General features: G+C 43.2%; 19 protein-coding genes. 13 read left to right on the forward strand and 6 right to left on the reverse strand.

Going from position 1 to position 24,195, the window contains the following annotated elements; genetic code table 11:
- Positions 1–40: 40 nt before the first annotated feature.
- On the reverse strand, positions 41–1,270 hold the full coding sequence (gene arcA, locus D8854_RS04165) for an arginine deiminase (protein ID WP_000094624.1): 1,230 nt from the start codon (positions 1,268–1,270) through the stop codon (positions 41–43).
- Positions 1,271–2,012: 742 nt separating this feature from the next.
- On the opposite strand from arcA, the gene D8854_RS04170 reads away from it, so the two are divergent.
- Positions 2,013–3,689 (forward strand): alpha-L-fucosidase, encoded by a 1,677-nt coding sequence (locus D8854_RS04170; RefSeq protein ID WP_185768071.1) that lies wholly within the window; start codon positions 2,013–2,015, stop codon positions 3,687–3,689.
- A 36-nt stretch (positions 3,690–3,725) separates the two neighbouring features.
- On the opposite strand, the gene D8854_RS04175 is transcribed toward D8854_RS04170, so the two are convergent.
- Positions 3,726–5,813, reverse strand: coding sequence for a GH92 family glycosyl hydrolase (locus D8854_RS04175; RefSeq protein WP_125449839.1), 2,088 nt, complete (start codon positions 5,811–5,813; stop codon positions 3,726–3,728).
- A gap of 170 nt (positions 5,814–5,983) precedes the next feature.
- Between D8854_RS04175 and D8854_RS04180 the strand changes: the two genes are divergently transcribed.
- From D8854_RS04180 to D8854_RS04235, 12 genes are all read left to right on the forward strand, one after another.
- Entirely contained in the window at positions 5,984–7,264 is a 1,281-nt protein-coding gene (locus D8854_RS04180; RefSeq protein WP_125449841.1) for a glycoside hydrolase family 125 protein, read from the forward strand.
- Positions 7,265–7,506: 242 nt separating this feature from the next.
- Positions 7,507–10,149: an alpha-mannosidase gene (locus tag D8854_RS04185; RefSeq protein ID WP_084925392.1), complete on the forward strand. Its 2,643-nt coding sequence runs from the start codon at positions 7,507–7,509 to the stop codon at positions 10,147–10,149.
- A 99-nt stretch (positions 10,150–10,248) separates the two neighbouring features.
- Positions 10,249–11,118: an ROK family protein gene (locus D8854_RS04190; RefSeq protein ID WP_084925394.1), complete on the forward strand. Its 870-nt coding sequence runs from the start codon at positions 10,249–10,251 to the stop codon at positions 11,116–11,118.
- Positions 11,112–12,992 carry a beta-N-acetylhexosaminidase gene (locus D8854_RS04195; protein WP_125449843.1) on the forward strand — a complete coding sequence of 627 codons (1,881 nt, stop codon included), beginning with the start codon at positions 11,112–11,114 and terminating at the stop codon, positions 12,990–12,992. The genes D8854_RS04190 and D8854_RS04195 overlap by 7 nt, the downstream gene beginning before the upstream one ends.
- Positions 12,993–13,104: 112 nt before the next feature.
- Positions 13,105–14,220 (forward strand): DUF4767 domain-containing protein, encoded by a 1,116-nt coding sequence (locus D8854_RS04200; protein ID WP_125449845.1) that lies wholly within the window; start codon positions 13,105–13,107, stop codon positions 14,218–14,220.
- Between the two features lie 209 nt (positions 14,221–14,429).
- Positions 14,430–15,359 carry an ABC transporter permease gene (locus D8854_RS04205; protein WP_000714584.1) on the forward strand — a complete coding sequence of 310 codons (930 nt, stop codon included), beginning with the start codon at positions 14,430–14,432 and terminating at the stop codon, positions 15,357–15,359.
- A 13-nt stretch (positions 15,360–15,372) separates the two neighbouring features.
- Positions 15,373–16,296 (forward strand): carbohydrate ABC transporter permease, encoded by a 924-nt coding sequence (locus tag D8854_RS04210; RefSeq protein ID WP_000818344.1) that lies wholly within the window; start codon positions 15,373–15,375, stop codon positions 16,294–16,296.
- A gap of 108 nt (positions 16,297–16,404) precedes the next feature.
- Positions 16,405–17,889 (forward strand): ABC transporter substrate-binding protein, encoded by a 1,485-nt coding sequence (locus D8854_RS04215; protein ID WP_125449847.1) that lies wholly within the window; start codon positions 16,405–16,407, stop codon positions 17,887–17,889.
- 161 nt (positions 17,890–18,050) lie between these two features.
- Positions 18,051–18,740: a CPBP family intramembrane glutamic endopeptidase gene (locus D8854_RS04220; RefSeq protein ID WP_125449849.1), complete on the forward strand. Its 690-nt coding sequence runs from the start codon at positions 18,051–18,053 to the stop codon at positions 18,738–18,740.
- Positions 18,741–18,806: 66 nt separating this feature from the next.
- Entirely contained in the window at positions 18,807–19,103 is a 297-nt protein-coding gene (locus D8854_RS04225; protein WP_185768066.1) for a bacteriocin immunity protein, read from the forward strand.
- 131 nt (positions 19,104–19,234) lie between these two features.
- The gene (locus D8854_RS04230) at positions 19,235–20,221 is read left to right on the forward strand and encodes a rhodanese-related sulfurtransferase (RefSeq protein WP_001030023.1); all 987 of its coding nucleotides are present in this window, start codon (positions 19,235–19,237) and stop codon (positions 20,219–20,221) included.
- A 121-nt stretch (positions 20,222–20,342) separates the two neighbouring features.
- Positions 20,343–21,203: a DUF4299 family protein gene (locus tag D8854_RS04235; RefSeq protein WP_125449853.1), complete on the forward strand. Its 861-nt coding sequence runs from the start codon at positions 20,343–20,345 to the stop codon at positions 21,201–21,203.
- Between the two features lie 62 nt (positions 21,204–21,265).
- Here D8854_RS04235 and D8854_RS04240 read toward each other — a convergent pair whose 3' ends face one another.
- From D8854_RS04240 to D8854_RS04255, 4 genes are all read right to left on the reverse strand, one after another.
- Positions 21,266–22,228 (reverse strand): DUF6574 domain-containing protein, encoded by a 963-nt coding sequence (locus D8854_RS04240; RefSeq protein WP_084948257.1) that lies wholly within the window; start codon positions 22,226–22,228, stop codon positions 21,266–21,268.
- A gap of 62 nt (positions 22,229–22,290) precedes the next feature.
- Complete coding sequence (locus D8854_RS04245; RefSeq protein WP_125449855.1) at positions 22,291–23,220, reverse strand: DUF4097 family beta strand repeat-containing protein; 930 nt, start codon at positions 23,218–23,220, stop codon at positions 22,291–22,293.
- The gene (locus tag D8854_RS04250; protein ID WP_084948260.1) at positions 23,213–23,806 is read right to left on the reverse strand and encodes a DUF1700 domain-containing protein; all 594 of its coding nucleotides are present in this window, start codon (positions 23,804–23,806) and stop codon (positions 23,213–23,215) included. The genes D8854_RS04245 and D8854_RS04250 overlap by 8 nt, the downstream gene beginning before the upstream one ends.
- Complete coding sequence (locus tag D8854_RS04255; protein WP_000273860.1) at positions 23,793–24,119, reverse strand: PadR family transcriptional regulator; 327 nt, start codon at positions 24,117–24,119, stop codon at positions 23,793–23,795. The genes D8854_RS04250 and D8854_RS04255 overlap by 14 nt, the downstream gene beginning before the upstream one ends.
- Between the last annotated feature and the right edge of the window lie 76 nt (positions 24,120–24,195).

Consider the following 24,195-nt stretch of genomic DNA (forward strand, 5'->3'; position numbering starts at 1 on the left):
TATTTTTTTACATTTTTTATTGACAAATACTGAACAGCGATTATACTTCTTCACGTTCAAATGGCATAGACATACAACGAGGTCCACCACGGCCCCGAACCAATTCGCTTCCGCGAATCTTAATCAAGCGAAGCCCGTATTCTTCTAGGATCTTATTGGTAATGGTATTGCGGGCATAAACGACGACTACACCAGGTGCGATTGTCAAAGTGTTGGAGCCATCATTCCATTGTTCACGCGCAGCTGCTACGATATTGCCACCACCGCAACGGATCAAATGAACTTTTTCTACGCCGAGGTTCTTTGCAAGAAGTTCAGCTAAGTCACCTTTTTCTTCAACAATCTTGAGTTTTTCATCTTCATAAGTGACAGAGTACACACGAAGATCGCCTTCGATTTCTGGGTGAATTGTGAACTTGTCGTAGTCAACCATGGTGAAGACAGTATCCAAGTGCATGAATTTACGGTTGTTAGCAAATTCAAATGCCAATACTTTCTTGAAGCCAACATTTTTCTTGAAGATGTTCACCAAGAGTTTTTCAATTGAAGCTGCATCTGTACGTTGAGAGATACCTACTGCAAGAACGTCTTTAGAAAGAACGAGCTCATCTCCACCTTCAATACGTGTATCTTCTTCACGGTTGTAGACCAATTCTACTTTTCCACCATAGATTGGATGGTGTTTGAAAATATATTTACCATAAAGAGTTTCACGGTTACGAGTATCTGCATACATGTGGTTAAGCGATACGGCATTACCAATAGTTGCAAATGGGTCGCGAGTGAAGTAGAGGTTTGGCATTGGGTCGATTGCAAATGGATAGTCTGAGTCAACCAAGTCAGTTAAGCCTTTTGCTTCTTCAGGAATTTCTGGCAATTCAACTTTTTGAACCCCTGCCATAGTTTTTTCAACCAATTCTTGGTTGTCCTTGATACCGTGAAGCAATTCACGAATAGCCGCCTTGGTTTGACGACCACGGATGTTGGCTTCGTCTAAATATTCCTCGATAAATTGATCGCGGATTTCTGGGGAAGTCAATGATTCAGCAGCCAATTGCTCTAGGTAAAGGACCTCAATTCCTTCATCACGAAGAGCTTGAGCAAATGCGTCATGTTCTTTTTGAGCATCTTCCAAGAATGGAATGTCATCAAAAAGAAGCCTTTCGAGATAGTCCGGCAACAAGTTTTCCAACTCTTTGCCTGGACGGTGCAACATAACTTTTTTCAGTTTCCCAATTTCTGAGAATACCTGAATTGGATGTGAAGACATGTGTTTTCCTCCTTAAAAATTTCTACGGTGGCACCTTTTTGGTACCGCTTACATTTACGTTATATCATATTCTCAGAGGCGTGTCAATAGTAAAAAATGATTAAAAATTCGGACAAAACAAGGTTTTAGTAGTATTTTATGTTATTATACGATGGCAAAAGGAATTAGAGGAAATAAATGTATAAACTTCTACTAAAAAGAATATAATATTTTTTGAAAAAATTATGCTAAATTTCACATTTTAAGAAGAAATGTCCAGATTTTAATTCAGTTCTAACGAGGAATTGAGAGGAACAGTGATTGAAAGTCGCTTAGAAAATTATATGAAATCTATCTGAAAGCCTTTCTTTCGAATGGCATAAAATGTATATTGTACAAATTATAGAATCTTTTCCGAGTATTTAGGAAGACAGCCTTGTCTTATTGACGGTACCTAGATTTTTTGTTATAGTCAACGAGGTAAGAACTAGGAAGAAGGGTTTATTCACAAGTTGTGGATAAGTCTGGGGAGAGCAGGACATTCAGCTAATATCCTAGAGGGGTCTTGATAATAGTACCGGCAACTAGTAACTGGCCAGCTTTCTAGTAGAAATCCTAGTGCAGTGGGGATTTGAGCAGAGTTTGCTGAAGGTGATAGGTTCAAAGTCAAAGAGCTGGAGTCTAGAAAAACTAGTTTTTAGGCATGTTTTCTTATCCACAAGTTGTGGATAACTTTGTGAACAAGAGAAAGAGATGTGAGATGATGACGAAAATAAAACCACATGGACCATTGCCAAGTCAGGCCCAGCTAGCTTATTTAGAGGATGAACTAGCTGCCTTTATCCATTTTGGCCCCAATACCTTTTATGACCAAGAATGGGGAAGTGGGCAGGATCCCAAGCGTTTTAACCCGACTAAGTTGGATGCGCGTGAATGGGTTCGGGTACTCAAAGAAACGGGTTTTAAAAAACTGATTTTGGTGGTTAAGCACCACGATGGTTTTGTCCTCTACCCGACGGCCCATACAGATTATTCGGTCAAGGCTAGCCCTTGGAGGGATGGAAAGGGGGACTTGCTCCTTGAGGTTTCCAAAGCTGTAACTGAGTTTGACATGGACATGGGAGTGTATTTGTCTCCTTGGGATGCTCACAGCCCCCTCTATCACGTGGGCCAAGAAGCGGACTACAATGCCTACTATCTGGCTCAATTGAAGGAAATCTTGTCAAATCCTGCTTATGGCAATGCTGGGAAGTTTGCTGAGGTGTGGATGGATGGTGCTCGAGGCGAAGGGGCCCAAAAAGTCAACTATGAATTTGAGACTTGGTTTGAAACCATTCGTGACTTGCAGGGCGATTGTTTGATTTTCTCAACTGAAGGGACCAGTATTCGCTGGATTGGCAATGAACGAGGCTATGCAGGGGATCCCTTGTGGCAAAAAGTCAAGCCAGACCAGTTGGGGACAGAGGCGGAATTAGATTATCTACAGCACGGAGACCCCTTTGGGACGCTATTTTCAATCGGTGAGGCAGATGTTTCTCTTCGGCCGGGCTGGTTTTACCATGAGGATCAGGACCCTAAGTCTCTTGAGGAGTTGGTCGAAATCTACTTTCACTCGGTAGGGCGGGGAACCCCACTCTTGCTTAATATCCCACCGAATCAAGATGGCCTCTTTGACGAAAAGGATATCCAGCGTCTCTATGAATTTGCTACCTACCGTGACGAGCTATATAAAGAAGATTTGGCTTTGGGAGCTAAGGTATCTGGCCCTGCTCTATCACCAGACTATGCCGGTCATCATATGACAGATGGACTGGAGGCTAGTTCTTGGGCAAGTGATGCAGAGTTGCCAATCCAGTTAGAGATTGATTTAGGAACTCCCAAGACTTTTGATGTGATTGAGTTAAGAGAAGATTTGAAGCTGGGGCAACGCATCGCTGCTTTCCGTGTTCAGGTAGAGTTGGATGGTGTTTGGCAGGAGTTTGGATCCGGCTATACTGTTGGTTACAAACGCTTCTTACGAGGATCAGTCGTTAAGGCGCAGAAGATTCGTGTCATCATTACAGAGGCCCAGGCTTTGCCTTTGTTGACCAAGATTTCACTCTATAAAACACCTACCTTGTCGAGAAAAGAAGCTGTTCAGCAACTAGAGTTCTTAGAAAAAAGTCTAGCTGTGGCAAAGGGAGAAAATGTCCACTTTACAGTGAGGCGCAGAGAATCTAGCAGTCCTTTGGAAGCTAAGATTTCGATTCAACCAGGGACGGGTGTGCATGGTGTCGCCTATCGGGACGAGACTCAAGTCCTTGCGTTTCAAGTTGGTGAGAATAAAAAAAGGCTGACGCTGCCAACCTTGTATTTTGCAGGAGATAAAATCCTTGATTTTTATCTGAATTTAACGCTAGATGGGGAGCTGGTTGACCAGCTTCAGGTCCAAGTTTCATAAAAGAAGAACCTTTGCGTCATGCAAAGGTTCTTTTGGTTATGAGTGACTTGGCAACCAGCTGAGGGTGAAGGTCAGTTGCTCAGCTTTCAAGAGGTCTTGGTGTTGAATGCTAGATACTGGGGACTTGTCCAATCGGCATTCTTTGACAAAGTTGAAATGGCTGTAGTTTTGCTCGGCATGTATATCCAGCCATTTATTTTCCTTAGCCAGGTAGATACGGAGGTGGTCAAAGAGAGGAATTCCGAGATCGTAGCTGGGCTTGCCTGGACAGGTCGGATAAAAACCAAGAGCTGACCAGATGTACCAAGCAGAGAGACTACCATTGTCCTCATCGCCAGGATAGGCTTCCCAGCTTGGGTGAAAGGCTTTCTGACGCAGGGTTTTGATGAGAAGGGCAGTGTAGTCTGGGTAGTTGCTATAGCGGAAGAGATAAGGGATGTGAAAGCTAGGCTGGTTGGAAATGGCGAGTTGTCCAAAGGGAGAAGTAGCCATCTCGCTCATTTCATGAATCTCGTAACCATAGCCTGTCGTCTCAAAGAGAGGAGCGTCCTGACAGGTTTTCAAAAGATAGTTGCTAAAGGTTTCTTTTCCACCCATGAGTTGACGCAAACCTGGGATGTCGTGGAGGACGCCTAAAGTCGCTTGAATGGCAGAGCATTCGGCGTAGTCGCGTCCCCAACTGTATGGAGAGAAGTCAGGACGGAAGTTTCCTTGACAATTTCGCGCTCGCATGTAACCTGTTTCAGCGTCAAATAGATGCTGGTAATTTTGTGATGCTGTCCGATAAGTCTCAGCGATGTCATTCTGACCAAGCTTTTCGGCACAGCTAGCGATGCAAAAATCACTATAGGCATAGTCTAGGGTATGGCTGACACTTTCGTGGTGGTCGGTAGAGAGGTAGCCAAGCTCTTGGTATTGGGCTAGTCCGTGGCGACCATTGATGCCGAGAGGGTCGGACTTGGTGGCTGTTTCAAGCATGGCTTGAAGGAGTTCTTCTTCCAAGTCGGGAGCCATGTCCTTGCAGGCGCTATCCGCGATAATGCCATCTAGCAGGGTACCGGGCATCATGCCACGTTCATCTGGAGCTAGCCACTTTGGAAGGAATCCAGTATCGCGGTAGCTATTGAGGAAACCCTCTAAAAAGCGGTGATAGTGTTCTGGTATGATAAGGGCAAAGAGGGGAAATGTAGTTCGGAAGGTATCCCAGAAACCATTGTTGCTAAAGAGGACACCGTGCTTGACAGTACCAGTAGCCAGATCCATGTGGATGGCTTGCCCTGATTCATCAACCTCATAAAAAGTCTGCGGGAAGAGAAAGAGTCTGTAAAGGCAGTGGTCAAAGAAGGTTCGGTCAGCCTCTCCTGTCTCCAGCACATCAAAACGATGGAGGAGATTTTCCCAGTCCGCTTTCGCACTTGCTTTACAGCTATCAAAGTCCTTTTGAGGTATATTAAGCAGAGCTTGAGAAGGGGAGATGAAAGAAGCCGCTAGCCGAATCTCGGCATGACCATCTGCTAGGTCAATTCGCCAGTCTCCACCTTCTTGGCTGACAGCAAGAATATCCGTATTCATTTGCAGGGCAGTGAACATAGTTAGTAGATTTTTGTTAGTCTCAGTTTTACCTTCTTGTCTTAGGGCCAGAGTCCGCTTATCTACTTGCTTGACTGTCAAGTCATCTGCCACGTGAAGGTAGAGGGAGAGGGCTTTGCCTTGCTTTTGCTCTAGGCGAATAGAAGCGCCGTAGCAAGTCGGTGTCAGTTGGGCTTCAATCTGATAGCGCAGGGAGAAAATCTTCAGATAATGAGGTTGGAAAGAGGCTTTTTCGATATCATAAGAGGACTGGCGGTGAAAGAGACTGTCTCCCCCAAGCTGGCCTGTGACAGGTGTTAGGAGTAGCCAAGAATAGTCGCCAATCCAAGGGCTGGGCTGGTGGGTTAAGCGAATCCCCTGAAAGATGGGCAGATGCGGATCGAAAAACCAAGCTCCCTCCTGCTCACTGGTCTGGGGAACAAAATAATTCATCCCAAAAGGTACGCCTGTGTAGGGCAGGGTATTTCCTCGAGAAAAGGCATGTTTGCTGGCAGTACCAAAGCGGGTATCGATGGTTTCAAGTAGTGGTTTCATAGTCTTTCCTTTAGCTATTTTTCTACATTATATCAGAAAAAGGGGGCCTTTAGATATGGAGTTCAAAAGAAAGCAATTTTGTAGAGAAATGACTAACATTTGTGTATATATTTTCTAAGCTAAAAGCTTTATACTGAACATGAAACTTGTTTGAAAGAGGAAACTGCACGATGATTTATTCGAAAGAAATTGTTAGAGAATGGCTAGATGAAGTAGCGGAGCGGGCTAAGGACCATCCGGAGTGGGTGGAAGTCTTTGAGCGTTGCTACACAGACACCTTGGACAATACGGTTGAAATCCTAGAAGATGGTTCGACCTTTGTACTGACAGGGGATATTCCTGCTATGTGGCTTCGTGATTCGACTGCCCAACTCAGACCCTATCTTCATGTGGCTAAAAGAGATCCTCTCTTGCGTCAGACCATTGCAGGTTTGGTCAAGCGTCAGATGACCTTAGTGCTCAAGGATCCTTATGCCAACTCTTTTAACATTGAGGAGAACTGGAAGGGTCACCATGAGACAGACCACACAGACCTTAACGGCTGGATTTGGGAACGCAAGTATGAGGTGGACTCCCTTTGCTATCCTTTGCAGTTGGCTTATCTCCTTTGGAAAGAAACAGGGGAAACCAGTCAGTTTGATGATGCTTTTGTCGCAGCGACCAAGGAAATTCTTCATCTTTGGGCAGTGGAACAAGACCACAACAATTCACCTTATCGTTTTGTTCGGGATACAGACCGCAAGGAAGATACTCTGGTAAATGATGGATTTGGACCTGACTTTGCCCTGACAGGTATGACTTGGTCAGCCTTCCGCCCGAGTGATGACTGCTGTCAGTATAGCTATTTGATTCCATCCAATATGTTTGCGGTCGTTGTCTTGGGTTATGTGCAAGAAATCTTTGCAGAACTAGACCTAGCTGATAGCCAAAACATCATCTCAGACGCTAATCGTCTCCAGGCTGAAATCCAAGAAGGCATCGAAAATTACGCCTACACTACTAACAGCAAGGGTGAAAAGATTTATGCCTTTGAAGTGGATGGTCTAGGAAATGCTAGCATCATGGATGATCCAAACGTGCCAAGTCTACTGGCTGCTCCATATCTTGGATACTGTGCGATCGACGATGAGGTTTACCAAGAAACTCGTCGCACCATTCTGAGCCCTGAAAATCCATACTTCTACCAAGGAGCATACGCTAGCGGTCTCGGAAGTTCTCATACCTTCTATCGCTATATCTGGCCAATCGCCCTTTCTATCCAAGGCTTGACAACAAGAGATAAGGCGGAGAAGAAATTCTTGCTCGATCAGCTCGTTGCCTGTGATGGTGGGACAGGTGTCATGCATGAAAGCTTCCACGTAGATGATCCAACGCTCTACTCTCGCGAATGGTTCTCATGGGCCAACATGATGTTCTGTGAGTTGGTCTTGGATTACTTGGATATACGCTAATACTCTTCGAAAATCTCTTCAAACCACGTCAGCTTTACCTTGCCGTATAGATGTTACTGACTTCGTCAGCTCTATCTACAACCTCAAAGCAGTGCTTTGAGCAACCTGCGGCTAGCTTCCTAGTTTGCTCTTTGATTTTCATTGAGTATAAGGAGCATGCTTTCGCTCAACTGATTCTAGGAAAGAATCACACCTTTACATTTAAAACGTTAAAATTTAAATTTAGAATGAGGTTTTACTTCATGGAAAATGTTGTTGTACATATTATCTCACATAGTCACTGGGACCGTGAGTGGTACTTACCTTTTGAAAGCCACCGTATGCAGTTGGTGGAGTTGTTTGACAATCTTTTTGATCTCTTTGAAAATGACCCTGAGTTTAAGAGTTTCCACTTGGATGGACAAACCATTGTCCTGGATGACTATTTGGAAATTCGCCCTGAAAATCGCGACAAAGTCCAAGGTTACATTGACGAAGGCAAACTCAAAATTGGTCCCTTTTACATCTTGCAGGATGATTACTTGATTTCAAGTGAAGCCAACGTCCGCAATACCTTGATTGGTCAAGCAGAATGTGCAAAATGGGGCAAATCCACTCAGATTGGTTACTTCCCAGATACCTTTGGAAATATGGGACAAGCTCCTCAAATCCTTCAGAAATCAGGCATTCACGTGGCAGCCTTTGGGCGTGGTGTGAAGCCGATTGGATTTGACAACCAAGTTCTCGAAGATGAGCAGTTTACTTCCCAGTTTTCAGAAATGTACTGGCAGGGTGCGGACGGAAGCCGCGTCCTCGGTATCCTCTTTGCCAACTGGTACAGTAACGGGAATGAAATCCCAGTTGATAAGGACGAGGCCCTAACTTTCTGGAAACAAAAATTGTCAGACGTGCGTGACTACGCTTCGACCAACCAATGGTTGATGATGAACGGATGTGACCACCAGCCTGTACAGCGAAATCTGAGCGAAGCCATTCGTGTGGCCAATGAACTCTTCCCAGATGTGACTTTTGTTCATAGTTCATTTGATGACTATGTCCATGCAGTAGAAAGTGCTCTACCTGAGCAACTATCTACCGTTACGGGTGAGTTGACCAGTCAAGAAACAGACGGTTGGTATACACTTGCTAACACTTCTTCATCCCGTATTTACCTCAAACAAGCTTTCCAAGAAAATAGCAACCTCCTAGAACAAGTAGTGGAGCCATTGACTGTCATCACTGGTGGGCACAACCATAAGGACCAGTTGACCTATGCTTGGAAAGTCCTTCTACAAAATGCACCGCATGATAGTATCTGTGGCTGTAGCGTGGACGAGGTTCACCGTGAGATGGAGACACGTTTTGCCAAGGTCAGCCAAGTCGGAAACTTTGTTAAGACCAACCTTCTCAACGAATGGAAGGGTAAAATCGCAACCCACGAAGCCCAAAGCGACCATCTCTTTACCGTCATTAACACAGGCTTGCATGACAAGGTTGATACAGTCAGCACCGTGATTGATGTAGCGACTTGTGATTTCAAAGAATTGCACCCAACAGAAGGCTATAAGAAGATGGCAGCCTTGACCTTGCCAAGCTACCGTGTCGAAGACTTGGAAGGGCATGCTGTAGAAGCGAAAATCGAAGATCTGGGAGCTAATTTTGAGTATGATTTGCCAAAAGACAAGTTCCGTCAGGCTCGCATTGCTCGTCAAGTGCGCGTGACAGTACCTGTTCATCTAGCACCACTTTCTTGGACAACCTTCCAATTGCTCGAAGGAGAACAGGAACACCGTGACGGTATTTACCAAAATGGAGTGATTGATACGCCATTTGTAACGGTCAGTGTGGATGAAAATATCACAGTCTACGACAAGACAACTCATGAAGCGTATGAAGATGTTGTTCGCTTTGAAGACCGTGGTGACATCGGAAATGAGTACATCTATTTCCAACCAAAAGGAACAGAGCCTATTTACGCAGAGTTGACAGGTTATGAGGTCTTGGAAAATACAGCTCGTTTTGCCAAGATCTTGCTCAAGCATGAATTGACAATTCCAGTAAGTGCTGATGAAAAACTGGATGCGGAACAAAGAGGTATCATCGAGTTTATGACGCGTGAAGCTAGACGCTCAGATGAATGGACAAGCATTCTTCTTGAAACAGAGATGACCGTCTTTGTTGACAATCCACAGATCCGCTTCAAGACTCGCTTTACCAACACCGCTAAGGACCACCGTATTCGTCTCTTGGTCAAGACTCATAATACGCGTCCAAGCAATGATTCGGAAAGCATTTATGAGGTGGTGACACGACCAAATAAACCAGCGGCTTCATGGGAAAATCCTGAAAATCCTCAACACCAACAAGCCTTTGTCAGTCTGTATGATGAAAAAGGGGTGACAGTGGCCAATAAAGGATTGCACGAGTATGAAATCCTTGGAGATGACACCATTGCAGTGACCATTCTTCGTGCATCAGGTGAGCTAGGTGACTGGGGTTACTTCCCGACACCAGAAGCTCAGTGCTTGCGTGAGTTTGAAGTCGAGTTTGCTCTGGAATGCCATCAAGCCCAAGAACGCTTCTCAGCCTTCCGTCGTGCCAAAGCCTTCCAAACACCATTCACTAGTCTTCAAGTTGCTAAACAAGAAGGAAGTGTGGCAGCGACTGGCAGCCTCTTGAGCCATGCGGCGCTCAGCTTGCCACAAGTCTGCCCGACAGCCTTTAAGGTAGCTGAAAATGAAGAAGGATATGTACTTCGTTACTACAATATGAGTCAAGAAAATGTACGTATATCAGAACACCAGCAAACCATTTTGGACTTGCTTGAACGACCATATCCAGTTCATTCAGGACTATTAGCACCACAAGAAATTCGCACAGAATTGATCAAAAAAGAAGACATTTAACAGTTTTAAAGTGTTTGATAACTAATACTATGAGATAGAAAGGAGGGGCGAAAGAGTAAGGACTAACTGCTGATTCGCCCCTTTTTACGGTAAAGAACAATGACCATTGCAACCATTGATATCGGAGGGACTGGGATTAAGTTTGCCAGTCTGACTCCTGATGGAAAAATACTAGATAAGACAAGTACACCGACACCAGAAACCCTAGAAGATTTACTGGCATGGCTAGACCAACGCTTATCAGAACAGGATTACAGCGGGATTGCTATGAGCGTTCCAGGTGCGGTCAATCAAGAAACAGGTGTGATTGAGGGAATCAGTGCCGTGCCTTACATCCATGGCTTTTCTTGGTATGAGATGCTTGCTCATCATCAGCTACCTGTTCATCTGGAAAATGATGCCAACTGTGTTGGACTTAGTGAATTGCTAGTTCACCCAGAAATTGAAAATGCTGCCTGTGTCGTGATTGGGACAGGAATTGGCGGAGCTATGATAATCAATGGCAAACTTCACCGAGGTCGCCACGGCTTGGGAGGAGAGTTTGGCTACATGACAACCATTGCACCAGCAGAAAAGCTTAACAACTGGTCGCAACTAGCATCTACAGGGAACATGGTTCGATACGTGATTGAAAAATCTGGTCAGACTGACTGGGATGGTCGCAAGATTTACCAAGAGGCTGCAGCTGGAAATGCCCTTTGCCAAGAAGCTATCGAGCGCATGAATCGCAATCTGGCTCAAGGTTTGCTCAATATCCAGTATCTCATCGATCCAGATGTCATTAGTCTTGGAGGCTCTATCAGTCAAAATCCAGACTTCATCCAAGGTGTTAAAAAAGCCGTCGATGAATTTGTCGAAAGCTACGAAGAATACACGGTCGCACCTGTTATCCAAGCTTGCACCTATCATGCAGATGCCAATCTCTACGGTGCCCTTGTCAACTGGCTACAGGAGGAAAACCAATGGTAGTTTTTATAGGACTTAGTCCCAAACAAGCGCAAGCATTAGAGTTGCTTAAAAAGCACATTTCGCTAGCAGATGTAGAGGTAGCAGTCGCTCAGTCTGATCAAGCCTCTATCTCTATCAAGGGTGAAAGCGGACACTATCAACTAACCTATCGCAAACCTCACCAACTCTACCGTGCCTTGTCCTTGTTGGCAACAGCTCTGGCAGAAGATGATAAAGTGGATATTGAAGAACAAGCTGCTTACGAAGAGTTGGCCTATATGGCTGACTGTTCGCGCAATGCAGTTTTGAATGTCATATCTGCCAAGCAGATGATTGAGGTCTTGGCTCTCATGGGCTACTCAACCTTTGAGCTTTATATGGAAGACACCTACCAGATTGAGGGGCAGCCATACTTTGGTTACTTCCGTGGGGCTTATTCAGCTGAAGAGTTGCAGGAAATCGAAGCCTATGCCCAGCAGTTTGAGATGACCTTTGTGCCCTGTATCCAGACCTTGGCCCACTTGTCGGCCTTTGTCAAATGGGGTGTTAAGGAAGTGCAAGAGCTTCGTGATGTGGAGGACATTCTCCTTATTGGTGAAGAAAAGGTTTATGACCTGATTGATGGCATGTTTGCCACTCTGTCTAAACTGCAGACTCGCAAGGTCAATATCGGGATGGATGAGGCCCACTTGGTTGGCTTGGGACGCTATCTCATCTTGAACGGTGTTGTGGACCGTAGTCTTCTCATGTGCCAACACTTGGAGCGCGTATTAGATATTGCTGACAAGTATGGTTTCCACTGCCAAATGTGGAGCGATATGTTCTTTAAACTCATGTCAACAGATGGCCAGTACGATCGTGACGTGGAGATTCCAGAGGAAACTCGTGTCTACCTAGATCGTCTCAAAGACCGTGTAACCTTGGTTTACTGGGACTATTATCAGGATAGCGAGGAAAAATACAACCGCAATTTCCGCAACCATCACAAGATTAGCCAAGATATTGCCTTTGCAGGTGGGGCTTGGAAGTGGATTGGGTTTACGCCCAACAACCATTTCAGCCGTCTCATTGCTATGGAGGCCAATAAAGCTTGTCGTGCTAATGACATCAAAGAAGTCATCGTGACGGGTTGGGGAGATAATGGTGGTGAAACTGCCCAGTTTTCTATCCTACCAAGTCTGCAAATCTGGGCAGAACTCAGCTACCGCAATAACCTCGACCGTTTGTCTGCTCACTTCAAGACCAATACAGGTCTATCAGTTGAGGAATTTATGCAGATTGACCTTGCTAATCTCTTGCCAGACCTACCAGGCAATCTCAGCGGGATCAATCCCAACCGCTATGTCTTTTATCAGGATGTTCTCTGTCCGATTCTTGATCGACACATGACACCTGAACAGGACAAACCGCACTTTGCTCAGGCAGCTGAGACGCTTGCTGCTATCAAAGAAAAAGCAGGCATTTACGCTTATCTCTTTGAAACTCAGGCTCAGTTGAACCAGATTTTAAGTAGCAAAGTCGATGTTGGACGACGCATTCGTCAGGCCTACCAAGTAAACGACAAAGAAAGTCTAAAAGCAATCGCTAGACAAGAATTACCAGAACTCAGAAACGAGATTGAGAACTTCCATGCCCTATTTAGCAATCAATGGCTGAAAGAAAACAAGGTCTTTGGCTTGGATACAGTCGATATCCGTATGGGCGGACTCTTGCAACGTATCAAACGAGCAGAAAGCCGTATAGAGGCTTATCTGGCAGGTCAGATTGCCCACATCGAAGAATTAGAAGTCGAAATCCTTCCATTTACTGATTTTTATGGAGACAAGGACTTCGCAGCCACAACAGCCAACCAGTGGCATACCATTGCGACAGCATCGACGATTTATACGACTTAGGCATTTGTCACAAACAGATAAACATCTCCTTTTAAACACATGGAGATGTTTTTTGATTTGGAGATAGGGAAGGAGTATAATGAAGGTAGAAAGATAGTTTGGAGGTCTGACCATGAAAAAGCTACTACTAGTCCTAGCTACTAGCATGCTAGTCTTATCTGCCTGCCATAAAACGACAGAGGATGGAGCAACTAGTCCGTCAATACCAAGGGAGCAACAAACCAAGGAGACAACCAACTATTTTCACTATTTAGCAGATTCCTATCAAAAGGCTCTTTCGCACGAAAAAAATCATAAGGATACAACCGTCCAATCACCTATGGCTGCTACAGTTGCAGCCATGGAAGAACTTGAGTTATCTAATCCGACTGATCAAGCCTTGATTATGAAGAACTACTCGGATTTTCAGAAGCTAATCCAATACAATACCGAAAAGTGGGAGGAAGAGTTTGCAAGCTGGGCTTCTTCTATGGGGCAGTCCTATCATAGATTAGAGCATGCAAACTTTGATGAAAAAAATGAACTAATCAAAAAATTAGAAACTACAACAGTCTCTCAGAAAAGTGTCAAATGGAATGTTTTTGGAGTATCGAGTGACAATGCTTATGCCTACTTGATTTTGGATGCTTACTATGACAATCAGGACAAACATTTCTACCTATTTACACTGAAGGATGGGCAAGCACAGGTCTTGCATACCGATAAGACACTGGAAACTATCCCTACTGCAAATTTTGAAGAGACTGAGAATACAGACTTAGCGCAACGTTTTAAGGAATTTCTATTAAAAACAAGTGTAACCACAGAGAGCGAGCCAGATACAGATAATAGTTCTTTAATAGACAAGATAAAAACAACCATGGAATCCTATTCGGATAGTAAAGGTGAAAGATTTAAGTCAACTAACTTAGCAACATATGGTCACTACTATGGACTAGCAGTGCCAGACCAGATAATGCAATTTGGACAAGTAGATGGGGTGAATTATACTTTTAAATGGTATGTGTATAGTGCAGGTTCAGGTTCTGGGCGGTTTGAAATCCTAGCTTGCTATGTGAATGAAGCAGAGACAGAGGTGATTCTCTTTGGCTACAAGGATGGTAATCCTGCTCTTTTACATACCGAAGGAAGACCAGAGATTGATAAAAATGAATCAGGGGCTATCATAAATGCCCAGGTTCATTTTGTCGAGTTTCATCACCCAATATTAGAACAAGTTTTCAATTAGTAAAGAGGAAATACATTTATCGTATGCAGAGTGTTTCTCGTGAAACCTATTTCTTATAAAAAACTTCTCCACAAAAAATAATTTGTGGAGTTTTTTCTATAATTAGTAGTTTAACCTAGCCTTCAAATAGGAGTATACTAATAATGTAATCGTTATCAAACCTAAAAATTCGATGAAATCAGTTTTTAGGAATAAAAAGGGAGGAAATTATGAAAAAGTTTTCAAAGACCTTGAGAGATAACTGGATCTTTCTCTTGATGGTTTTACCAGGGGCACTCTGGTTGATTCTATTCTTTTACATTCCAGTATTTGGGAATGTGGTCGCCTTTAAAGACTACCATATGACCAGTAATGGTTTCATAGATAGTATTGTGAATAGTAAATGGGTCGGGTTAGATAATTTCAGATTCTTGTTTAGTTCAAAAGATGCCTTTATCATCACTCGAAATACCGTTCTCTACAATCTCGGCTTTATCTTTATCGGTTTGATTGTATCAGTAGGGATTGCCATTATCCTCAGCGAGCTTCGCTCTAAGAGAATGGTTAAGATTTTCCAAACGTCTATGTTGTTCCCTTACTTCCTGTCATGGGTTATCATTAGTTTCTTTACAGATGCCTTCCTAAACATTGACAAAGGGGTCTTCAACCATTTCCTAACATCCATTGGCATGAAGGAAGTCAACTTCTACGCTGACTTAGGCATTTGGCCATACCTTCTCCTTTTCCTAGGTATTTGGAAAGGATTTGGATATAGCAGTGTCATGTACTATGCGACAATCATGGGAATTGACCCAACCTACTACGAAGCAGCAACAGTGGACGGGGCTAGCAAGTGGCAACGTATTCGCAACGTAACCATTCCTCAGTTGACTCCACTTGTAACTGTATTGACCATCCTTGCAGTCGGAAATATCTTCCGTGCAGACTTTGGTCTCTTCTATCAAATCCCGCATAATGCTGGTCAGCTTTACAATGTAACCAACGTTTTGGATGTATATGTCTTTAATGGTTTGACTCAGACAGCAGATATCGGTATGGCTTCAGCAGCCGGACTTTACCAATCCGTTGTCGGTTTGATTCTGGTTATCCTATCAAACTTGCTTGCAAGACGAGTCGATCCAAACTCAGCTTTGTTCTAGAAAGGAGGAGAATATGGCAGAAAAGAAAATTAAAAAAGAAAAAATCGATAATGTCGGCATTCACTCCTTTAGTAAGAAGGCAGATATCTTCTTTAGTATCATCTCTGGTTTGATTGCTCTTTCTTGTATCTTGCCCTTTATCTTCGTTATCATCATTTCGGTGACAGATGAAAAGAGCATCCTCCAGTATGGATATAGCTTTTTCCCTTCGAAATTTGGTGTAGATGGATTCCAGTTCCTAGCTCAGTTTAAAGATAAGATCCTCCAAGCACTCTTTATCTCAGTTTTTGTAACCGTAGTCGGAACAGTGACCAACGTCTTCATTACAACCACTTATGCCTACGCCATCTCACGGACAACCTTTAAGTACCGCAGATTCTTTACGATCTTTGCCCTTCTCAGTATGTTGTTCAATGCTGGTTTGGTACCAGGCTATATCGTGGTGACTCGTTTGCTTCAACTTGGTGATACGGTTTGGGCCTTGATTGTTCCAATGCTTCTCTCACCATTCAACATCATCTTGATGCGTTCCTTCTTCAAGAAGACCATTCCAGAAGCCATTCTTGAATCTGCTCGTATTGATGGTGCCAGTGAAGCTCGGATCTTCTTCCAGATTTGTTTGCCATTGTCACTTCCAGGTATCGCAACCATTACGCTTTTGACAGCTCTTGGTTTCTGGAACGACTGGTTCAACGCCCTTCTTTACATCAAGAGTGATAACTTGTATCCATTGCAATATTTGCTTATGCAAATCCAGCAAAATATGGACTACATTGCAAAAGCAGTCGGCCTATCTGGCCAACTGGGAGTCGCTCTTCCAAAAGAAACAGGTCGTATGGCCATGGTTGTAGTTGCAACCCTTCCAATCGCGATTCTGTATCCATTCTTCCAACGCTACTTTGTAAAAGGTTTGACCATCGGTGGTGTGAAAGAATAGCACTTACTGAGAAACACCGTTTCTCCCTTCTCAACTTCATCATAGCGATTGAAGTTAAAAATTATTAAATCGTTTATAAGTTTAAAAATAAAAAAAGGAGTTTTTATCATGAAAAACTGGAAAAAATATGCTTTTGCATCTGCTAGCGTAGTCGCTTTGGCTGCTGGTCTCGCTGCTTGTGGAAACCTTACAGGTAATAACAAAAAAGCTGCGGACTCAGCTTCAGGTGAAAAAACTGTTATCAAAATGTACCAAATTGGTGACAAACCAGATAACTTGGATGAATTGCTAGAAAATGCTAACAAAATCATCGGTGAAAAAGTTGGTGCCAAATTGGATATCCAATACCTCGGATGGGGTGACTATGATAAGAAAATGTCTGTTATCACATCATCTGGTGAAAACTATGATATCGCATTTGCATCTAACTATGTCGTAAATGCTCAAAAAGGTGCCTATGCTGACTTAACAGAATTGTATAAAAAAGAAGGAGCAGAGCTTTACAAAGCACTTGACCCAGCTTACATCAAAGGGAACACTGTAAACGGTAAGATCTATGCAGTACCAGTTGCAGCTAACGTTGCATCATCTCAAAACTTTGCCTTCAACGGAACACTTCTTGCTAAATACGGTATCGATATTTCAGGTGTCACTTCATACGAAACACTTGAGCCAGTCTTGAAACAAATCAAAGAAAAAGCTCCAGATGTAGTACCATTTGCGGTTACGAAGAACTTTATCCCATCTGATAACTTTGACTACCCAGTACCAAATGGACTTCCATTTGTTATTGACCTTGAAGGAGACACTACTAAGATCGTAAACCGTTACGAAGTACCTCGTTTCAAAGAACACTTGAAGACTCTTCACAAATTCTATGAAGAAGGATACATTCCAAAAGACGTAGCAACAAGCGACACTTCATTTGACCTTCAACAAGATACTTGGTTCGTTCGTGAAGAAACAGTAGGACCAGCTGACTACGGTAACAGCTTGCTTTCACGTGTTGCGAACAAAGATATCCAAATCAAACCAATCACTAACTTTATTAAGAAAAACCAAACAACACAAGTTGCCAACTTTGTTATCTCAAACAACTCTAAGAACAAAGAAAAATCAATGGAAGTGTTGAACCTCTTGAACACGAACCCAGAACTCTTGAACGGTCTTGTTTACGGTCCAGAAGGCAAGAACTGGGAAAAAATTGAAGGTAAAGAAAACCGTGTACGCGTCCTTGATGGCTACAAAGGAAATACTCACATGGGTGGATGGAACACTGGTAACAACTGGATTCTTTACATCAACGAAAACGTTACAGACCAACAAATTGCAGATTCTAAGAAACAATTGGCAGAAGCTAAAGAATCTCCAGCACTTGGATTTATCTTTAACACTGACAGTGTGAAATCTGAAATTTCAGCAATTTCTAACACAATGCAACAATTCGATACAGCTATCAACACTGGTACTGTAGATCCAGATAAAGCAATCCCAGAATTAATGGAAAAATTGAAATCTGAAGGTGCCTACGAAAAAGTATTGAACGAAATGCAAAAACAATACGACGAATTCTTGAAAAACAAAAAATCATAAGCTCGATTGATTTCGTGTATTCATTCCTAATTCCTAAAAATGTGATCACTGCCTTCCTTAGTTCTCTAGGGGAGGTAGTGATTTTTAGGATGCAAAAAAAGAAAATAGTAGTTCTAAGAGTTTCGACGATGTGATACACATGTATCTACAGGAGGTCTGTCATGAAAAAGTATCGTCTTCTTTTTAAAATGAGTGGTGTCTTCTCTTACCTATTTTTCGTATTTGGTCTTTCTCAGCTGACGCTTATTGTCCAAAACTATTGGCAATTTTCTTCTCAGATAGGAAATTTCTTCTGGATTCGAAATATCTTGAGTTTGCTATTTAGCGGAGTCATGATTTGGATTTTGGTTAAGACAGGCCATGGTTATCTCTTTCGCATTCCAAGAAAAAAATGGCTTTGGTATTCAATCCTAACAGCCCTAGTAGCGGTAGCTCATATATTTTTTAATATTCAAACAGCTAGACACGTTCAGTCAACTGCTGAAGGTTGGGCCGTATTGATCGGTTATAGTGGGACTAACTTTGCCGAGCTAGGTCTCTATATAACCTTATTCTTTCTGGGGCCATTGATGGAAGAGTTGCTCTATAGAGGATTACTTCAACACGCCTTCTTTAAAGATTCGAGATTTGGTCTTGATTTGATCCTTCCGTCCATTTTATTTGCTCTCCCTCATTTTTCAAATTTTCCTAGTCTATTAGATATCTTCTTCTTTGCAACACTTGGAATCATCTTTGCTGGTTTGACCCATTATACCAAGAGCATTTATCCTTCCTATGCGGTGCATGTTATCAATAATATTGTAGCGACCTTGCCATTTTTGCTGACTTTTTTACATAGGGTGTTTGGGTAAAACACTGGCGCGAGTTAGGAATTATAGTTTTTCAATTTATAAGCGAATTTCAGGAGGAAAATGAGAATGACACCATTAAAATGGTTTGCCGGAGGTAGAGAAAGGTGTTGTGAAGCGATGACTATCATAGATCATCTATTGGAAGATATGAAGGATGCGCCTCAACTTTCTCCCTTGAAAAATCAATTAGTTATTTATAAAAGACGATTAAAGGATGATGGAACTTCTACTCCATTTATTCTGAGCCAAATGAACGTTGACATCTCACGTGTATTGATTGACAATAAGCTGATTTTGTCAGAAAGTCAAGCTAAGCAAGTCAAAAAATTGAGAGAATTATCTGTTATTCGCTATGGTTACTGATGAAGTGCAGTGGCAGGTCTCTCTATACAATTTCCGGTCAAATAAATTGCATTCGTTTTCCCAAGTGGGTATACTAGTATAGTTGAATGAAAAATTCTGAAAATTTAAGAATAGAAAAGAGAACAAATCTTATGGCAAAAGATATTCGTGTCTTACTTTACTACCTTTATACTCCAATTGAAAACGCAGAGCAATTTGCGGCGGATCATCTGGCTTTCTGTAAATCCATCGGTCTCAAAGGCCGTATCCTAGTCGCTGACGAGGGAATTAACGGGACTGTTTCAGGTGACTACGAAACAACTCAAAAATACATGGACTACGTTCACAGCCTCCCAGGCATGGAAGACCTCTGGTTCAAGATTGACGAAGAAAGTGAACAAGCCTTCAAGAAGATGTTTGTTCGCTACAAGAAAGAAATTGTCCACCTTGGTTTGGAAGACAACGACTTTGACAACGACATCAACCCACTTGAAACAACAGGTGCTTACTTGTCTCCAAAAGAGTTCAAAGAAGCCCTTCTTGACGAAGATACAGTGGTTCTTGACACACGTAACGATTACGAGTACGACCTAGGACATTTCCGCGGTGCTATCCGCCCAGACATCCGCAACTTCCGTGAGTTGCCACAATGGGTCCGTGACAACAAGGAAAAATTCATGGACAAGCGTGTCGTGGTTTACTGTACAGGTGGCGTTCGCTGTGAGAAATTCTCAGGCTGGATGGTTCGTGAAGGCTACAAAGATGTCGGCCAATTGCACGGAGGAATCGCAACCTATGGTAAAGACCCAGAAGTTCAAGGCGAGCTTTGGGATGGGAAAATGTACGTCTTTGACGAGCGTATTGCCGTAGATGTTAATCATGTCAACCCAACCATCGTAGGGAAAGACTGGTTTGATGGAACACCATGTGAACGCTATGTTAACTGTGGAAATCCCTTCTGTAACCGTCGTATCCTAACATCAGAAGAAAATGAAGACAAGTACCTTCGTGGATGCTCACACGAGTGTCGTGTTCACCCACGCAACCGCTATGTTTCAGAAAATGAATTGACACAAGCAGAAGTAATCGAGCGCCTAGCAGCTATCGGTGAAAGCTTGGATCAAGTCGCTACTGTATAACATCAAACAGTCCTTAGGGGCTGTTTTTCTATGCTTTATATCTAAAAAACTAAAGTTTGTTTCTGTATCTTTCAGGAAAATAGATTATACTATATGTAAACGATTTCAAAGGAGGCCAGTTATGGCGAAAACATTTTTTATCCCAAATAAAGAAAGTATTCTAGGACAACAGGAGGTCTTGACTGCCAAGTCCATCTTGGCCTTGGTGGAGGGCTTGGAGTCACACAGTTATGATGCGGTCTATCTCCGTCAGCCCCTCAATCGTCTCGAGTATATCGAGTGTGGGATTGTAGGCCAGTCGCAATTTCTCTTCAAGGTGAACTATGCGGATAGTCGAAAAGGCTACCAAGTGGTGATTTCAGACTTCCTTACCAGAGCGGACTGGGAGATTGTAGAAGCTCTCCTCCAGGCCTTATCTGGCAAGTTGGGGCAAGTGGTAGAAGGGTTAGAAGGATTTGATTTTGAAGCTTATTTCCGACAAATAGTTCAGAATTATCTAGCTGACAAAGCAGCTCGTCTAGTCTATTGCCAAGGGCTCTTGTCCCCTATCTATCTCAACAAGGAATACCTCGAGAGCTTTTTGGCTGAGGATGGATTGGCACGTTTTGAAGAGCTAGTCAAGAAGGTTCAAGGCTCTGATGCCTACCTTGCCAGTGTGAAATTTTACCCAGATGCTCAAGGCAAGGTGCACGGTATCTATCACCTAGCCCAGGGAGTCAAGACGATTTTGCCAAAGGAACCCTTTGTACCAGCTCCTTATACCGAGCAGCTAGCAGGCAAGGAACTTGTTTGGGAGATTGACCTAGTGGCGATTTCTGGTGATGGTTCAAAAGCCGAAGACTACGAATCCATCGCTCGCTTGGATTATGAAAAATTCCTAGAGTCACTACCAACAGCATTTTACCAGCAATTAGATGCCAATCAACTAGAAGTACAAGCCATTTTGGGAAAAGATTTTGAGGAATTGGCAAGCATCGAGTAGCCCTTGTTCAAAAAAGAGTAAGCATAAAAATCCCTGTCATTAATAAATGGCAGGGATTTTGGTTAAAAGAAAGTCAGGATGCGAAGGTAGTCTACTGTCAGCGCGAGCTCTGCAATGAAGAAGGGTAAGAGAATAGCGCCATCAAGTAAGACAGCTAGCAAGAAACGATAAAATGGGTCAAGACTATTGGTCTTACTTGGCTTGCTAATCACAAAGAGATTTCCAAGGGCAAAGATGGCCATGCTTAGAAGAGTGAGGATGCCAGCAAATCGTAAGCCACCAAAGAGTGCAAAGAAACTTGCTAGAGCTGTTAGGACAAGTGGGATAGCAAAGAGTCGGCTGTAACGATTGCAAGCTTCTTGGAATGTGAAGTCGTTCTCCTGGTCCAGCACACGTCGAACAGTAAAGCCTCCCAAAATGATAGAAAAGTAAAATAGAGCGCTAGCGACCAAGATGGAGAGTCCAGCAAAGAGATTTAAAGGAGGGAGCTGGTTAGGTAAACTATTGGCAATAGAGGCCATATAGCCGTAGTAGAGGTGCTTGATATGATAGATACTAAAGAAAAGGCTAATCGAAGACAGCAAGGTGAGCAGGCCAAAGACACTGTAACGATGCTTTTGGTCCGTAGTCTTGCTAGCAGTTGGTTCTTGGATAGCATCCAGCAGCCAAGTCCAAAACAGTGCGATTTCTTCTTTGAACCGGGCAGTTTTACGAGGGTCAATATCTGGGATATAGGGGCTTTCTAAAGCCTTGCTGAGGATGCTTTTTTCTTTTGTAGGGTTCTCTTGGTTGCCTTTCTCTTCAGCTTTCTCTTCTCCCTCTTCCTCGGTTTGGGCTTCTTCTATCGTTTCGGGAGCTTCCTCCTCATGCTTTTCCGACTCCTTAGATAAGATAGGAGTTTCTTGGATTGCTTGTGGTTCGGTCTCCACAGTTTCCGAAGTCTCTGGTTGGTCGAGTTGGATTTCCGATTTCGTCTGAGCTGATTTCTTCTCAAGATCGGCGCTTTCAAACCATTCTTGTGTCATGGTGGGACCTCCTTTTTTATGGTCGTTTTCTATCTTTAGACTAGCAGATGAAAGCGTTTTTGTCAATGGTTTCTAGATGGAGAAGAGTGCTCTTCTTTAGGTAGGTAGATATCCTGGTTGGCTTTTGCAATGAGCAGGTCCTTGACATCTGCTTTGTCTGTCCTGTATGGGTTGGCAAGTTCATTCTCTTTTTGTCCACGATGTTCTTCTTTGGGTTGACGATAGATACCACCATGCTGAGAAGAAAGATCTAGATTGATACGGTCAGTCTCTTTCTGGGAGAGAATGAGTTTTAGAGTGGAATGGGCTTCTAGCTCAACCTTGCCGTGGACCTTGATATTCTCAGCATAGATGTGTTCCCCTTCCGTCTTGACCTGGCTATCTGTCAATTCGGTATCAAAGATATTGATGATATGAGGTGTCGTTAGTGTGCTGTTCTTGATAGAACTTTCAGTTAGTCTTAAGAGGTAGCCTTTTGTTTTGATTGTCGCATTTTCAAGATTGGCTTGACGAATAGTGGTCTGTCCACGATTGGCTGAGACATTGATAGCTTTCAGAGTTCTTCCTTTCGGTAGGGAGAGAACGACTTCGTCAAAACGGTGAGAATAACTGCTGGCAATACGAAGAAGGCCTTCGATTCCTGAGCCGAGAAAACGATGTTGGGAGGTTTGTTTGTCAGTGACGGTCAGTGTTTTGTCACTCATGCCAGTAGTCAGATCGTGACGACCAGACACTGAAGGATGATAGGTGATATGGATCTTGTCATCTAGAGACTCTGTGATGGTTAGGCTATGTTCTTCAAGGGTTAAATCAAGTTTTTCCACTTCGTTTCCAAAGGTCACTTCTTCGATACGATTGTCATAGACGGGGTCTTTTGACATGGCAAGCAAACTTTGAATACCATTGGACTGGGCGCCGATAACTATCATGATAAAACCAAGAATAGTAGCAACCACACCAAAGATGAGAAATCCTTTCGTCAATTTACGCATGTCTGTCACCTCTCTTTCCTTTTTTAAGAATCCATTGTACCAAGCGGACGATTAGGAGGCCAAAGAAACGAGCTACATAGGAGATACCCAGTAGAACAAGAGAAGAAGCACCGATAGAAAGCAAACCGGCCCCAAAAATCAAGATAAAGGCAGATTTGGCTTCGACCAGGACGCTAAAGCTCTCTATGATAAAGAGTCCACCCAGCAGGATACCCGTCACCGAAACGGTGAAAAAGGCTAGAATGACGGAGACAGCCGCGATAAAAATACCGATGATTGCCATGAGAATGCCGATCCCGACCGGAATTCCGATAGGGGCTGCTAGTAAGGCAAGTAGGGCAATGTGTAGCAGTTGACGGTCATTCTTTTGAGCAGGGGCTTCATTAACTTTTTTATCGAGGAGGTTAGAGAGGACATCATGAGCTGCTTCTTTTGGTGTTCCCAGACTAGCAATGAGTTCTTCTTCGCCCTCTGGACCTGCATCGTCAAATAGTTCCTTAAAGTAGTCCATGGCTTCGATGCGGTCAGCTTCAGGTAGTTTATGGAGATAGGTTTCTAACTGAGTCAGATAGTCAGTTCTTGTCATGGCGGATACTCCCTTCTATGATGCCGTTGACGGTGTCGGTATAGAGCGTCCACTCTTCCTTTAGAGTAACGAGCTGCTCTACGCCCCGATTGGTCAAGGAGTAGTATTTGCGCATACGCCCCTGAAACTCTCTAGAGTAGGTGGTCAGAAAGCCACTGGCTTCCAATTTTTTGAGAATGGGATAGAGCGTAGATTCTTTGATATTGGCGATGAGCTTAATGGTTTGGCTAATCTCATAACCATAAGAATCCCCCTGCTCCAGTACAGCCAAGATGAGAAACTCGATCAAGGCAGAGGATGTTGGGAAGTACATGGGAAACCTCCTTTATATTATATAAAAATTTTATATATACTCTTTTCAAATATATTGTATCTCAAGTTGAAAGCCC

The sequence above is a fragment of the Streptococcus mitis genome (genome assembly GCF_003943905.1).
Classification (GTDB): Bacteria; Bacillota; Bacilli; order Lactobacillales; family Streptococcaceae; genus Streptococcus; species Streptococcus mitis_BC.